This window comes from Pseudomonas sp. 2848 (genome assembly GCF_003253945.1).
GTDB lineage: Bacteria > Pseudomonadota > Gammaproteobacteria > Pseudomonadales > Pseudomonadaceae > Aquipseudomonas.
The window spans coordinates 117,651-131,265 of record NZ_QKZD01000007.1 but is presented as its reverse complement, the minus strand read 5'-3'; the positions used below and the strand labels follow the sequence as shown (position 1 = coordinate 131,265).

Sequence of the window (13,615 nt, the reverse complement as noted above, 5' to 3'; positions counted from 1 at the left end):
TCGCCGCAGAAATAGACATTTCCTACTTGTGAAGGTAAAGAAAGCCTACAGAAATTCTCTGATTAGTTAGCTTTACGTGACTTTGCCCGCATTTTGACCGCCATGTCCGCCATTTCGTCGTATAGCCGCTCAGGTGCCTGACACTTGAGTTTCCAGGCCTGACGCCCGGCTTCATGGGGAAGGATCAGGAACTCGTCGGCAGCCATCCGCTCATGAATATACTCGGCGATGTCGGCCGCATTGATCGGCGAGCCTTCCAGCAACTTGCCCACTTGCGCCTTCATCGCCGGGTCCGGCCCACGGAACGAGTCGAGCAGGTTGGTGTGGAAAAACGACGGGCACACCACATGCACCGCCACCTCCACCTGGCGCAGCTCCACCAGCAGGCTTTCGGACAGCGCCAGCACACCGGCCTTGGCCACGTTGTAGTTGCTCATGCCCGGCCCCTGCATCAGCGCCGCCATCGAAGCGATGTTGATGATCCGCCCGCGGCTGCGTTCGAGCTGTGGCAGGAACGCCTTGCAGCCCTTGACCACGCCCATCAGGTTGACCGCGATCTGCCAGTCCCAGTCTTCCAGGGACAAATCGGCGAAGAAGCCGCCCGAGGCCACCCCGGCGTTGTTGACGATCACATCGATGCCGCCGAACTTTTCCTCGCAGGCCTGGGCCAGGGCTGTGAGCTGGCTGTAGTCGCGCACATCGCAGCGCTGGATGAAACCGTCGCCACCGGCCTGGCGCACCAAAGCCAGGGTTTCGCGCAAACCCGCCTCATTGACGTCTGCCAGGGCCAGCTGCCAGCCATCACGGGCCCAGCGCAGGGCAATCTCGCGGCCAAGGCCGGAGCCTGCGCCAGTGATCATCATTCGGTTGTGCATGGTGGAGCGCCTTGAACAGTGGTAATGACTGGAGTCTAGCCACAACACCCTGGCTGCCGGTACGGCATCAAATTGCTGAATACGCCAGTATCGGGTGGCAAGCAATTCAATCGCCAGGCAGGCTGATTGAATTTTTAGCCAAGGGCACCGGTCGGAACCATTAAGCGGCTACCGCTGCGCTCCAGCCCTTCCATCACGCAAGGACTCCGCCATGACCACGATCCTCATCATCATCCTGATCCTGCTGCTGATCGGTGGCTTACCGGTCTTCCCTCACTCCCGTTCATGGGGTTACGGCCCGTCCGGCATCATCGGCGTGGTGCTGGTGGTCCTGCTGATTCTCTTGTTGCTGGGCAGGATATGAACCTGCCTTGGCATGACGCTCAGGCCTGAGCGCGGCTGCCCAGATAGTGCTCCAGGTCTTGCATAACCGCATGCAAGACCTGGACATCACGGTGCAGTCGCTCAAGATGCAAGGGTTCGCTCGCACAACTGGCCTCTAGCCGCTCGCAGGCGCTGATCAGGTCGCCCGCGCGCAAGATGCGTGCGCCGCCCTTGACCCGATGTGCCAAGGCAGCCAGGGCCTTTGGGTCCTCGCCTGACTCCGCCAAGCGGGTCAGATCATCACGATTGCTGCGACGCAGATCGGCCAGCACTGCCTCCAACGCGCCCTGGTCATTGTCCGCCAACTGTCGCAGATGCTCGAAATCGAATACCGCCTTGCGCGCCTCCCCATCCGGCAGCCGCTTGCCCTGCCGGGCAACACTGCCGCCCAGTGCGCCAATCAGTGCCTGCAATCCGAGGGGTTTGAACAGGCAGTCATCCATGCCTGCAGCACGGCAGCGCCGCCGTTCGTCCGCCAACGCGCTGGCGGTAAGCCCGACTAGCCGACACGCTGTCCGGCCCCTGCGCCGCTCATGCAGGCGAATCGCCCTGGCCAGGCCGTAGCCGTCGAGTCGCGGCATGCTGCAATCGCTGATGACGACATCGAAGTGCTCGTTCAACCACAGCCGTAGGGCCTGCGCCCCATCTTCGGCAACCCGGGCCTGATGCCCCAGGTAGTCGAGCTGCTGAGCCAACAGCACTCGATTGGCCGGGTAGTCGTCCACCACCAGCACGCGCAGCGGTAGTTCATCCACCGGGACATCGCTGGGTGGTGCTACCACAGGCACTGACAGATCCAGCGGGTGGATCGGCAGCTCGAGGTGGATTTGCGCCTGGGTGCCCCTGCCCAGCTCGCTGTTCAACTGCAAGTGGCCGCCCATCAACTGGCACAAGCTGTGGCAGATGCCCAAGCCAAGCCCCGTGCTGCTGCGCGGCGACTGGCACTGGTTGCTGGCCTGGCGAAAGGGCTGGCCCAGCTGGGCCAATTCGGCCTTGGCAATGCCGATACCGGTGTCATCGACGATCAGGCGCGCCACCAGGCAATCGCCGCGGGGCTGAGCAAAAATGCTCACCTGTACCCGCCCCTGCGGGGTGAACTTGATCGCATTGCTCAACAGATTGGCCAACACCTGCCGGAAGCGCACCGGGTCAAGCAGCACCGGGCGGTCAACCTCGCCCTCAACAGTGAGGTCGAGCCGCAATCCCTTGCCACGGGCCTGTTGGTCGAACAACTGGATAACCTGCGTCACTTGTTCGCGCAGGCATGCCACGGTCGGCGTCAACTGCAACTCGCCCGCCTCGATGCGGGTTACGTCGAGGATATCGCCGATCAGTTCCTGCAGTCCCCGGGCAGCGTCGGCGGCCACCTCGATGGCCAAATGATCGAGCACGCCCTGGCCCGCCTTGCGCTGGGCAAGCTCCAGCATGCCCAGCAGGGCATGCAGCGGCGTGCGGATTTCATGGCTCATGGCTGCCAGGAAATGGGTCTTGGCGTGGTTTGCCGCCTCGGCCCCTCTCTTGGCCCGCCGCAGCTGCACCTGCAGACGGCGCAGGTAGCGGATCCACAGCAACGCCACGACCAGTGCAGCAAAAGCGCCGAGAAATCCCAGCAGCAGGTGGGTCCGGTACCGCTGCCAGGCACTGGCGGCAACGATCAGCGGGCTGCGCCAACGCCGGACCAGCGCATCGATTTCGCGCGGGGCCAGGTCGAGCAACGCCTTGTCGAGGATGCTCTGGAGATGGACCGCCCCCGGGCTGCTGGCGAACGCGAAATGCGCCGCTGGCAAGGCCAGGCTGCTGATTCGCAGCCGCCCCGGGTACCAGCGCGCAACCAGCAACCGGGCCTGGTCGAGAGGAAGCACGGCTGCCGCGACCCTGCCGGCGGCCACCGCGTGCACCGCCTCCAGCGCACCACTGACCGGTGACTGCAGGACCCTCGGGTACGCCTGGGCCAGCAGCTCCTGGGCCACGCTGCCTTCCTCCAGTGCCAGCCGGCGCCCGTCCAGTTGGGCCAGATCATCTGGCCGCTCGGCGTGCCCCTGCATCACCAGCACATACGCAGAGCTCAGATAGCCACGACTGAATCGCAGGCGCTCTCCACGCGCCGGGCTGTAGGGCAGGCCGGCAATCAATTGTGCCTTTCCCATGAGTACCTGCTCGACCATCTGTGCCGCGGTGCCGCCTGCCTCGGCCTGAAACTCCAGGCCCGTTCGCCGGCCAAGCAATTGCAACAGATCGAGGCTCAGCCCTTGCAGTTGCCCTTTACCATCGCGGTAGCTCAAGGGCATTGCCTGCTCATTCACCAGCACTTTGATGCGTGGGTTTTCGGCCAGCCAGTGCTGCTCGGCATCGCTCAGCGGGATGCCTGGCGACCTGTGCACGACAGCAGGTCGTGCATGCCAACGCTCGTGAACATCCGCATGCTGATCGCCGAGGCCTTCCAGTACTCGATCAACCAGGCCGATCAACGCCTTGTTGTCACGGGCCATGGCAAAACCGACAGCTTGGCGCGCCAGGGCTGCATGGCCAATTTCTTCGGCACCGTTCCATTGATTGCGGCCCAGGAGATAACGGCTTCCCAGCGTGCTGCCCAGATAAAGGTCGGCATCACCCAGCGCGAGCGCCGCCAAGGCACTGAAGGGCGAGGGATGGAGCTGGATTTCGGCCAAGGGATACAACGCCTGAACCTGTTGACGCGGACGGTACCCGTCGACCAGCGCCAACCTGAAGCGGGCGCCGCTGCGGATCCGCTCCCGCGCATGCTGCTGCGGGACGATCAGCAAGGGGCGGTCCTGGGCATAGGGCGCTGACAGATGCAAACCTGCCTCGAGCGCCTGCTGCGGGCTGACGGACCCGAGCAGGTCGATACTGCCTTGGCGCAGGGCAGCGGCCGCCTCGGCGAACGATGCAAACACCTGCAGCTGCACTTCAAGACGCAGTTGGCTCGCCAGCAGCCCGACGTAGTCGGCGGTGATGCCCTCATACGCCTGCCCCGTGGTGAGCATGTCGAACGGTGGGTTGTCACGGGCGATCACGCCCAGGCGCAACTCGCGGTGCTCCCACAGCCAGCGCAGCTGCGCGTTGTCCAGGACCGGCGGCAGCGTCTGCGGGGCGGGACGCGCATGCAGTTGCACGGCGGCGCAGGTTGGCAGGTAGCTCAGACACCCCAGTATCCCTATCAGCAAGGCACGCAGGAACACGGGACTACAGCGCTCAGATGAGCGCGTTGCGACGGGCGAAATCCGCCAGGTCGATCAACGAGCTGAGTCGCAGCTTTTCCAGCAGGCGAATCTTGTAGGTGCTGATGGTCTTGTTGCTCAGCAACATGGCCTCGCCGATGGCCTTGTTGCTATAGCCTCGCGCCAGGTGCTGCAGGACCATCAGCTCGCGATCGGTCAAACTGGCGATGCACTGTGCCTCGGTTGTCTGCAGGTCCTGGCGGTTGACCGAGCTGAGCGCAACTTCGGGAAAGTAGCTGTAGCCAGACAGCACGGCGCGCACCGCTTTGCCGAGTTCATCGAGGTCATCGGTTTTGGACACATACCCAACGGCCCCGGCCTGCATGCAACGCAATGAGTAGGACTCGGCCAATTGCGAGGTCAGTACCACGATACGCGTGCGCGTCCCCAGCGCCTTGATCCGGGCGATCACTTCCAGCCCGTCCAGGCCCGGCATGGCGATATCGAGAATCACCAGGTCCGGCGCCTGCTCACGGGCCAGGCGCACCGCGTCGATGCCATTGTCGGCCTGGCCGATGATCTCCAGGCGTTGCTGGCGCAGCAGCATGCAGACGGTGCTGCGGATGAAGGGATGGTCGTCGACCACCAGGGCTGTGTGCATAGTGTTACCTCACGAATCGCACCGAACGGCTACAACTCGGCGTCAAACACCACGGTGACTTGGCCGTGATAGGTGCTGCCGGTGTGGCTGAGCATTCCCTGGACATCGGCGCGAGCCACTTCAAAATGCAACTGGCCAGGCCGGTTGACCGTTGGCTGCACCGATTCGAAGTTCAGCGCCTGCGCTCGGCCACTCGGTAGTGAAACACGCTGTACGCCATTGGTCTGGTGCTGGATGCCACCGGGCAAACTGAGAGCTACATCCACCGGCACACTATGGCTGGCCGCATTGCGTATTCCACATCGGTCACCCATGTAGTGCTCACAGAGTTTGTAAACCTTGAATGGGCCAGTCGACCAGATCCGGAATGGGAGATCTCGATACAGCCGCTGCGGTGATCTGCCGCCTGCCTGCCAAGCTTGCCAGCCATTTCTCGGTTCGAGGACGGCACGTTCGGAACCTGGTGGGAACTCAAGGTGAAAATCGTGCTGGACGTCCAATTCGAAGTTGACCGTAAGGGTGTTGCCACTGAGATTCTCAACGTTGCTGCCAAAGTCGAAATCACCGCCGGGGCCAATCGTGAATACCGTGCTGCCATGGTAGATCCCGGATGTGAGCCGATAGGCCGGTGGGATTTCCAGGCGAAAACCTGCACCCATTTCCGGCACTTCCAGACGCGTCCCGGGCAGTGGCTCCGCGCTGACCGCCCAGCATGGCGATGGAGCAGTAGGGTCCGTCAGCCGCCAGTAGGCCTCTACCCCATAGGAGATATTCCTCAGGTACTGGGGCCTGCATCCTCCACTGGGCCGACTGTCGAGTGGGTTGTTGACGAATGCGCCATTGTTCATGCCAACAATATGAATGAGTTCCCAAAAGAAGCTCACCTGCCGCACCTCCCCCGTTTCTTGATGATAAACGTCAACCTGTCGTTTCCCCGGCGCACGCAGGTAGAAACCATCGCGTACATCCGAAGTATCCTCCCTCAGGGTCTTGGCAAAGGTGATAGGCAGCACGCTCGTCTCAGCCCAACCGCATGTAAACGGATACCGTCGGCACAGGCCCGAGGGAGGCGTGGTGTTCTCGAAGCGTCCTGAAACCCCACCGCGATACTGGGCCGAAATGGTGATTTCCAGTGCATGCGTCATGGGGGTCGCCAAAGCGAGTGCCCAAGCGAGACGGCGCAATACCTTCGCCGTAAAGGCTACGCAAACGCTCATCCCTCCAGTACCTGTGCTTGACGCTTGGCACCTTCATGCAACTCGAATTGGTGAACCTTGGTCGGGTGCCCTTCGAATTGGCGATGGCGTCCAGGCAGCAGATGATGCTTCGTGGCGGACTCACAGTCCTGACCTTGAGCCCGGCATTGTCGAAAATGATCAAGCACCACAGTACTGTTGCCTTCATTGGCAACGCTTAGCGTTCCCCCTTGGCGCAGCACATGGGTCTTGTAACGGGTTTCCTTAGGCCGTACGAACAACAGCGAGCCATAACCCGCCAGCAGGTTGACCCCAGCCTTGAGGCTGTCCCGGTACTTCTCAGCCTCCTGCTCATCCACCGCGAAACCATCGTCCAGCTCCGGCAGCACCGGCACGAAGCGCAGACGGAAATACCGCTCCTGCTCCCGTGAGCCACGGTAAAGCAGGCGTACCGCCTGCATGCCCTGGGCCGGTACGATCAGCCGCGCCGGGCTGGCGACCAAGCCACGCTGCTCCAGTGGCAGCCCATCGGTGTCGATTTCACGGGCAACGCCAGCTGCGTCATACACCAGCTCGGCGACGCTGACCTTGACGAAAGCAGTGGTGTCGCCGCTGTTGCGTACCCGCTTGAGCAAGGTGCTCTTGTCCCCGTCAAGGTAGTCGTAAAGTGCGCCGACATTGAGTTCGGGGGCGGCACTGGCGACCAGGGGCAGCGCCAGCAGTGTCGAGGCCAGCAGGCGGAAAATAATCATGATGCGAACTCCGTGCGTCATTGACGGGAAAGTATTGATGGGAGTGGCTCTGCGGTCATTGCCAAACCAGCGGGATCCTTCCCACACAGCACCCAGAAACGTCCTAAACCGCAGTAGGCCTTTGCCCTGAGTAGCGCTATCGCCCCGAGCATTGCCTTGCCGGCCGGGTTAACCCTGCCCGTTGCGTGCAAACGCTTCGGCCTTCACCACGCCAGGTGCACAGCGCTGGTCGCCGGCCAGCAGCACGTCGTCCTCGCGCTCCAGGGTGTTGATATCCAGGCGGAGCAGGCACACCGGCTGCCCCTTTTGACGGATCTCCAGCGTGGGGGTCGACTCGCTCATTTCGACCGCGAAGAAACCATCGGCCTCGCTGACACCGCGGCTGGCATGGTTGATCACCTGGGCACCGCGCAGCGGCCGCCCCTGTCCATCAAGCAGCCGCCCCAGCACCGTCACCGTGCGCAACACCCGCAGTTGACGGTATTCGATGCCGCCGCGGTTGAGGTGATAGTCCAGGCTCGAAGGCTGGATCACCGCGGCGTTGGCCGCGCTATCCTCGAAGTCGAACTGCACATGCCCTGCCTTGTAGGCTGCCACCGGGATCACATTGCGCCCTGGGTGCAAGCTGGCGGTACTGCCGTGACGGTCGTCGGCGCGTAGCTTGAGGCCGTCGATGTCGGTGTCCACATCAACGATGAGCCCCGCCTGGTGAGGCAGGTACTGGCCACTCACCGCTGCCCTGCCCGCGCCCACGGCGATCAGGCTTTCCAGGTTGATGCCACCACTGAAGTCGCCGTTGTACGACGAGCGCTGGACATAGGCATCACCGTGCAGCAACTGGTTCTCGAACTGCGTGTCACCGCCCAGCCCTGCGCCATAGCGATCCGCGCTGACCGTGGCGCCCACACTGCGCAGCGGGCCGATGTCGACATCCTGCTGGTAGGCCAGCGAGGCGTTGAGGTCGCGCCCACCCTCTCGCGAGGTCCGGCTGCCGACACTGGCGGATACACGCCGGCCGCTGCCGCCCCCCAGGCTCATGCTCAGGCTCAGGTTGACCCCTCGGCTGCGGGAGTCGCCCGTGGCCGCCGTACCTGGACGATCGAACAGCGACAGTCGCCAGTTGGCGTCCGAGCCCAACAGACGACCGTAGTACGACCAACCCAGGTCCAGGCCAGTACCTGCATTGGCGCCTTCAGCATGTGCAAGCCGCACGCTGACGGTGTTGCGTGGGTCGAGACGGTGGCTCAACGACAGCGACGATTGTGTCTGGCGCGCCTGGAATGATCGCGACGGTTCATCGTCAAAGCGGCTCCAGTCGGGACGCGCCAGCCAGGTTCGGCTGTGGCTGGCAACCAGCGAGCCACTGTCGTAGGCATGGATCAGCTGCAAGTCGTAGCCGTTGCCCTGGCCTTGGGTCTGGAACAGGTTGGCGTACAGCTTGAAACGCTCACGCAGGTCCCAGTCCAGCGAGGTACCGTACTGCATGGCGTCATCGACACGCTGTGCCGACAAGCCAAGGATCGCCCGTGGATGCAGCATGTAGTTGGCCAGCACGCCAGCGGCGAGGCTGTCGTCGGTGTCACGCTCCCAGTTGCTCAGCAACGTACTCTGGCGCCCCAGGTAAAGGTTGTAGCGCCAGGGCGCATCGGTACTGCGCCAGTTGCTGGGTTTGTAGATGAATTCCTGAGTACGCGAGGTTTCCTGGCCGTCTTCGACCAGGCGTACCTCGACTTCGTAGATGCCTCCGGGCAGGACCTTGGTGTCGAGGGTCTGCAATCCAGGCTGCACCGGTTGGCTGTTGATCAGCACGCCGTTGCGGTAGACCTCGGCGACGGCGGGACGATTGGGGGTAACGTAGATCGGCGTGGCACTTGGTGCGCCAGTGTCGATGGCCAGGCTGTCGCTGCTGCCCAGCATCAAGCCGAGGGTGGTATCGGCCGTGCTGCCCATCAACCGTGGCTGGCGGGTCAAGCCCTGGGCGCTGGGGGTGAAGTAGCCCAGCCGATAGAACTGGTTTTCCACCAGGCGTTCGGCATACAACTGGTCGACCCGGTGGCGCGTGCCCTGGCGGCTGTCGCTGCCCCGGTCGAGCTGGCCGTCGGCCAAGGTCGTCCAGTTGCCCACGCTGCCCTGGCCCTGCAAGGCATAACGACCACTGGTGGCATGGCCGTCATTGACCAGGTTGAGCTGATTGCGCAGCAGCAGCCCATAGCTGCCCTGCTCCGGCTGACGATGAAAACGTTCACTGACATCGGCGATCTCGGCCTGGTCGGTCAACAGCGACAGCTGCGAATTCACCAGGCTGTAGTGCATCGCGCGCAGGCCGTCGGGGCAATCGGCGCGGCAGTCACCCAAAGGGCGGCCGTCAATCAGGCGCTCACGCCAGCGGCGGCGCAGGCTTTCCGGCTCACGGCTGTCGAGGGTATCGGTGAACTCCAGCAGTTGCACGCGCTGGTCGCGACTGAGCACCACCATGGCATCACCGAGATAGCGCCCATCGAGGTCGACCCGGACCGCCAGCGGCACATCGAAAAAATGCGCTTCGAACTCACGCGGCAGGCCCTCGACAGCGCTCAGGGCAGTACCGGCTGCCTGGCCGGCGGGCGAATGAACGGCCAGCCAGGCCAGCAGTGGCAACCAGCGGCCTATGGCCGCCAAGGTGGAATGATTGGTCATGAGGCGTCGCTTGCAGGCAATACCCACCCGCCCCTCGGCGGGAGCCGAGGGTCAGGGGGAACAACGGATGAACGAAGAGGGAGGGCTCAGGGTGCGGCGGTTTCGAAGATCATGCTCACCAGGCCCTGGTAGTTGCCAGGCACATAACCGGTGGCCGGCGCGGGCTGGGCCGCCACTTCGAAGCCGATGATCGCGCCCGGTGCCGCCTGGGTGGCGCTGACGACTTCGATCGGGGTGGTCTGCAGCACGGTGTCGCCGACCTTGACGTCGAGGCCGATGTTTTCGGTGCCACTGGCGATGACCGCCGGCGATACCAGATAGGCGGTAATCGGGCCCACAGTGCTCTTGACCTGCAATTCCTTGCGGATCGGATCGAGCTTGGCCTGATACGAGTTCCAGGCCATTTCCTGCGGGTCGTTCATCCAGTTGCCGCCCACCGGCTCGACGAAGAAAGCGTCGGTCGGCACCTGGGCGGTTACCAGGACCTGCTTCTCGATCGGGTCCACCGCAAAAGCGGAACCCGCGAAGAACATGGCCAGGGGAAAGGCGAGTAACGTACGTTTCACGAATCTGATCTCCTTGAAGTGGTCAATGCCTGCCGGCGCATAGCCAGCGGGTGAGGAGAAGTATTGGTGAACACATCGCGGCGATGACTAAGACCGTTCCGAGCGGGCCTAAGAAATTTCCTAGCGGCAGGTAATTCGACAACTCTGGAAGCACAATGCCCCGGCATGGGCCGGGGCATTGTGTGTTCAGCTCAAGGTATCAGTGCGATACCGCGCCACTGGCCCCAAGGCCCGTCTGCGAGCGGACGAACTGCGGGAAGAACAGCGCACGTTCGTTCTCGGCGGCCTTGGACTTGTCGGTGACCGAGAAGAACCAGATGCCGGCGAAAGCGATAATCATCGAGAACAGTGCCGGGTACTCGTACGGGTAGATGGCTTTCTCATGACCGAGGATCTGCACCCAGATGGTCGGGCCGAGGATCATCAGGCCCACCGCACTGACCAGGCCCATCCAGCCACCGATCATGGCGCCGCGGGTGGTCAGTTTCTTCCAGTACATCGAAAGCAGCAGCACCGGGAAGTTGCAACTGGCGGCGATGGAGAAGGCCAAGCCAACCATGAAGGCGATGTTCTGCTTCTCGAACAGAATGCCCAGGCCTATCGCCAGCACGCCCAGGGCGACGGTGGTGATCTTCGACACGCGGATCTCGTCCTTGTCGTTGGCCTTGCCCTTGCGCCAGACACTGGCGTACAGGTCATGGGACACCGCCGAGGCACCGGCCAGGGTCAGGCCCGCGACCACTGCGAGGATGGTGGCGAAGGCCACTGCCGAGATGAAACCGAGGAATACGCTGCCACCCACCGCGTCGGCCAGGTGTACTGCCGCCATGTTGTTGCCGCCGATCAGGGCGCCAGCGGCGTCCTTGAAGTCCGGGTTGGTGCTGACCAGCAGGATCGCGCCGAAGCCGATGATGAAGGTAAGAATGTAGAAGTAACCGATGAAACCGGTGGCGTAGAGCACCGACTTGCGGGCTTCCTTGGCGTCGCTGACGGTGAAGAAGCGCATCAGGATGTGCGGCAGGCCGGCGGTGCCGAACATCAGCGCCAGGCCCAGCGAGAAGGCCGAGATCGGGTCCTTGACCAGGCCGCCCGGGCTCATGATCGCCTCGCCCTTGGCGTGCACCTTGATCGCCTCGGAGAACAGGGTGTTGAAGTCGAAGCCGACATGCTTCATCACCATCAGTGCCATGAAGCTGGCGCCGGACAGCAGCAGCACCGCCTTGATGATCTGCACCCAGGTGGTGGCGAGCATGCCGCCGAACAGTACGTAAAGGCACATCAGGATGCCGACAAGGATCACCGCCACATGGTAGTCCAGGCCGAACAGCAACTCGATGAGCTTGCCGGCCCCGACCATCTGGGCGATCAGGTAGAACGCCACCACCACCAGCGAACCGGAAGCCGACAGGGTGCGGATTTCCTTCTGCCCGAGGCGATACGAGGCCACGTCGGCGAAAGTGTACTTGCCCAGGTTGCGCAGGCGTTCGGCAATCAGGAACAGGATGATCGGCCAGCCAACCAGGAAACCGATGGAGTAGATCAGGCCATCGTAGCCGGAGGTGAACACCAGCGCGGAAATTCCCAGGAACGAGGCTGCCGACATGTAGTCACCGGCGATCGCCAGGCCGTTCTGGAAACCGGTGATCTTGCCGCCGGCGGCATAGTAGTCGGCCGCCGACTTGTTGCGCTTGGAGGCCCAGTAGGTGATACCCAGGGTGAAGGCGACAAAGGCCACGAACATGGCGATGGCAGCAACGTTCAGCGGTTGTTTCTGCACCTCGCCGGTCAGGGCATCGGCGGCCCACACGGCGGGTGCGAAGGCACCGCAGGCCAGGACGGCCAGGGTTTTGGCGTGTCGGATCATTGCTTGGCCTCCTCGAGGATCGCCTTGTTCAACTCGTCGAATTCGCCGTTGGCGCGGCGCACATAGAGCGCGGTGAGCACGAATGCCGAGAGAATCAGGCCGACCCCCAGGGGGATGCCCCAGGTGATCGACGAGCCGGCGCTGAGCTTGGCGCCGAGCAGGTGCGGGCCATAGGCGATGAGGAGGATGAAGGCGCAATAGAGGCCGAGCATGATCGCCGAGAGGATCCAGGCGAAACGCTCGCGCTTGGTGACCAGTTCCTTGAAGCGCGGACTGTTCTGTATCGATTGGTAAATGCTGTCGTTCATTGTTTTTGTCCTAGCAGCACAGATTAGGGAGAACCCGACTCCACTTTATGCTGCCGCTGGACGCCAACCAGACGACCTTAGTCTTAGATGCAACGGTGTTTTGCAAAATTTGCAACAACCGCAAACGCATCGCGGGGCAAGCCCGCTCCCATTGTTCGTGGGAGCGGCGGTTCGCCGATGCGACTTGCCCCGCGATTCGACCAGCGCTTACTTGCCGGTCCACTCCTTGACCCGCTCCGGATGCTTGGCCACCCAGTCCTTGGCTGCAGCCTCCGGCTTGGCGCCTTCCTGGATCGCCAGCATCACCTCGCCGATCTCATCCTTGGACTGCCACTGGAACTTCTTGAGGAACTCGGCCACTTCCGGGGCCTTGCTCGCCAGTTCCTTGCTGCCGATGCTGTTGACGGTCTCGGCAGCGCCATACACGCCTTTCGGATCCTCGAGGAACTTCAGCTTCCATTTGGCGAACATCCAGTGCGGCACCCAGCCGGTCACGGCGATCGACTGTTGCTTGGCGTAGGAGCGGCCCAGTTCCGCGGTCATCGCCGCGCCGGAACTGGCGGTCAGCTTGTAGCCGGTCAAGCCGTAGTCCTTGATCGCCTGATCGGTCTTGAGCATGACCCCCGAGCCTGCATCAATACCGACGATCTTCTGCTTGAAGCTCTGATCGGTCTTGAGATCTTCGATACTGTTGGCCTTGACGTATTCAGGGACGATCAGGCCGATCTTGGCGTCCTTGAAGTTGGGGCCGTAGTCGACCACGTTGTCCTTGTTCTTGGTCCAGTACTCGCCATGGGTCACCGGCAGCCAGGCCGAGAGCATGGCGTCGAGCTTGCCGGTGGCCACGCCCTGCCACATGATGCCGGTGGCCACGGCCTGCAGCTTCACGTCATAGCCGAGTTTCTGCCTGATCACTTCGGCGGCCACGTTGGTGGTGGCGACGCTGTCGGACCAGCCATCCACGTAACCGATGCTGACTTCCTTGGCCATCGCCTGCGCAGTACTCATGGCCAAAACCAGGGCGGTGCCCACGCCCAGGAAACGTCGCATTCTTGTAATAGTCGCCATCAAAGCATCCCTCGTCAGGTCTTGGAGATTGCATCATCGACTTGCCGGCACCTGCGACCTGCTCTGTCAGCGACCTTCAGCGAGCG

General features: G+C 62.7%; 11 protein-coding genes. 1 reads left to right on the top strand and 10 read right to left on the bottom strand.

Annotated elements, in window-relative coordinates; genetic code table 11:
- Window positions 1-62: 62 nt before the first annotated feature.
- Window positions 63-875, bottom strand: coding sequence for an SDR family oxidoreductase (locus DFS21_RS15455; RefSeq protein ID WP_111532607.1), 813 nt, complete (start codon window positions 873-875; stop codon window positions 63-65).
- Between the two features lie 211 nt (window positions 876-1,086).
- Here DFS21_RS15455 and DFS21_RS15450 point away from each other — a divergent pair, with 211 nt between their 5' ends.
- A complete protein-coding gene (locus DFS21_RS15450; RefSeq protein WP_046854586.1) occupies window positions 1,087-1,239 on the top strand; it encodes a DUF3309 family protein in 153 nt (50 codons plus the stop codon).
- Window positions 1,240-1,258: 19 nt separating this feature from the next.
- On the opposite strand, the gene DFS21_RS15445 is transcribed toward DFS21_RS15450, so the two are convergent.
- The 9 genes from DFS21_RS15445 to DFS21_RS15405 form a co-directional block, all read right to left on the bottom strand.
- Window positions 1,259-4,459 (bottom strand): transporter substrate-binding domain-containing protein, encoded by a 3,201-nt coding sequence (locus DFS21_RS15445; RefSeq protein WP_110701077.1) that lies wholly within the window; start codon window positions 4,457-4,459, stop codon window positions 1,259-1,261.
- Between the two features lie 13 nt (window positions 4,460-4,472).
- Window positions 4,473-5,099: a response regulator transcription factor gene (locus tag DFS21_RS15440; protein ID WP_110701079.1), complete on the bottom strand. Its 627-nt coding sequence runs from the start codon at window positions 5,097-5,099 to the stop codon at window positions 4,473-4,475.
- Between the two features lie 29 nt (window positions 5,100-5,128).
- On the bottom strand, window positions 5,129-6,244 hold the full coding sequence (locus DFS21_RS26755; RefSeq protein WP_256591392.1) for a hypothetical protein: 1,116 nt from the start codon (window positions 6,242-6,244) through the stop codon (window positions 5,129-5,131).
- 68 nt (window positions 6,245-6,312) lie between these two features.
- A complete protein-coding gene (locus tag DFS21_RS15430; protein WP_111532606.1) occupies window positions 6,313-7,047 on the bottom strand; it encodes a molecular chaperone in 735 nt (244 codons plus the stop codon).
- A 168-nt stretch (window positions 7,048-7,215) separates the two neighbouring features.
- Complete coding sequence (locus DFS21_RS15425) at window positions 7,216-9,723, bottom strand: CS1-pili formation C-terminal domain-containing protein (protein ID WP_111532605.1); 2,508 nt, start codon at window positions 9,721-9,723, stop codon at window positions 7,216-7,218.
- An 86-nt stretch (window positions 9,724-9,809) separates the two neighbouring features.
- The gene (locus DFS21_RS15420) at window positions 9,810-10,289 is read right to left on the bottom strand and encodes a CS1 type fimbrial major subunit (protein ID WP_110701085.1); all 480 of its coding nucleotides are present in this window, start codon (window positions 10,287-10,289) and stop codon (window positions 9,810-9,812) included.
- A gap of 199 nt (window positions 10,290-10,488) precedes the next feature.
- Window positions 10,489-12,153: a cation acetate symporter gene (locus DFS21_RS15415; protein ID WP_038706600.1), complete on the bottom strand. Its 1,665-nt coding sequence runs from the start codon at window positions 12,151-12,153 to the stop codon at window positions 10,489-10,491.
- Window positions 12,150-12,461, bottom strand: a complete 312-nt coding sequence (locus DFS21_RS15410; RefSeq protein WP_102684287.1) for a DUF485 domain-containing protein — start codon at window positions 12,459-12,461, stop codon at window positions 12,150-12,152. Before DFS21_RS15410 ends, DFS21_RS15415 begins: the two co-directional genes overlap by 4 nt.
- 207 nt (window positions 12,462-12,668) lie before the next feature.
- Window positions 12,669-13,529 (bottom strand): glycine betaine ABC transporter substrate-binding protein, encoded by an 861-nt coding sequence (locus tag DFS21_RS15405; RefSeq protein WP_031314875.1) that lies wholly within the window; start codon window positions 13,527-13,529, stop codon window positions 12,669-12,671.
- Between the last annotated feature and the right edge of the window lie 86 nt (window positions 13,530-13,615).

What these genes read in the sequence shown, in the direction of transcription:
- DFS21_RS15405 (WP_031314875.1), bottom strand. Translation starts at nt 13,529, where the DNA reads ATGGCGACTATTACAAGAATGCGACGTTTCCTGGGCGTGGGCACCGCC.
- DFS21_RS15410 (WP_102684287.1), bottom strand. Translation starts at nt 12,461, where the DNA reads ATGAACGACAGCATTTACCAATCGATACAGAACAGTCCGCGCTTCAAG.
- DFS21_RS15430 (WP_111532606.1), bottom strand. Translation starts at nt 7,047, where the DNA reads ATGATTATTTTCCGCCTGCTGGCCTCGACACTGCTGGCGCTGCCCCTG.
- DFS21_RS15415 (WP_038706600.1), bottom strand. Translation starts at nt 12,153, where the DNA reads ATGATCCGACACGCCAAAACCCTGGCCGTCCTGGCCTGCGGTGCCTTC.
- DFS21_RS15450 (WP_046854586.1), top strand. Translation starts at nt 1,087, where the DNA reads ATGACCACGATCCTCATCATCATCCTGATCCTGCTGCTGATCGGTGGC.
- DFS21_RS15425 (WP_111532605.1), bottom strand. Translation starts at nt 9,723, where the DNA reads ATGACCAATCATTCCACCTTGGCGGCCATAGGCCGCTGGTTGCCACTG.
- DFS21_RS26755 (WP_256591392.1), bottom strand. Translation starts at nt 6,244, where the DNA reads ATGACGCATGCACTGGAAATCACCATTTCGGCCCAGTATCGCGGTGGG.
- DFS21_RS15440 (WP_110701079.1), bottom strand. Translation starts at nt 5,099, where the DNA reads ATGCACACAGCCCTGGTGGTCGACGACCATCCCTTCATCCGCAGCACC.
- DFS21_RS15455 (WP_111532607.1), bottom strand. Translation starts at nt 875, where the DNA reads ATGCACAACCGAATGATGATCACTGGCGCAGGCTCCGGCCTTGGCCGC.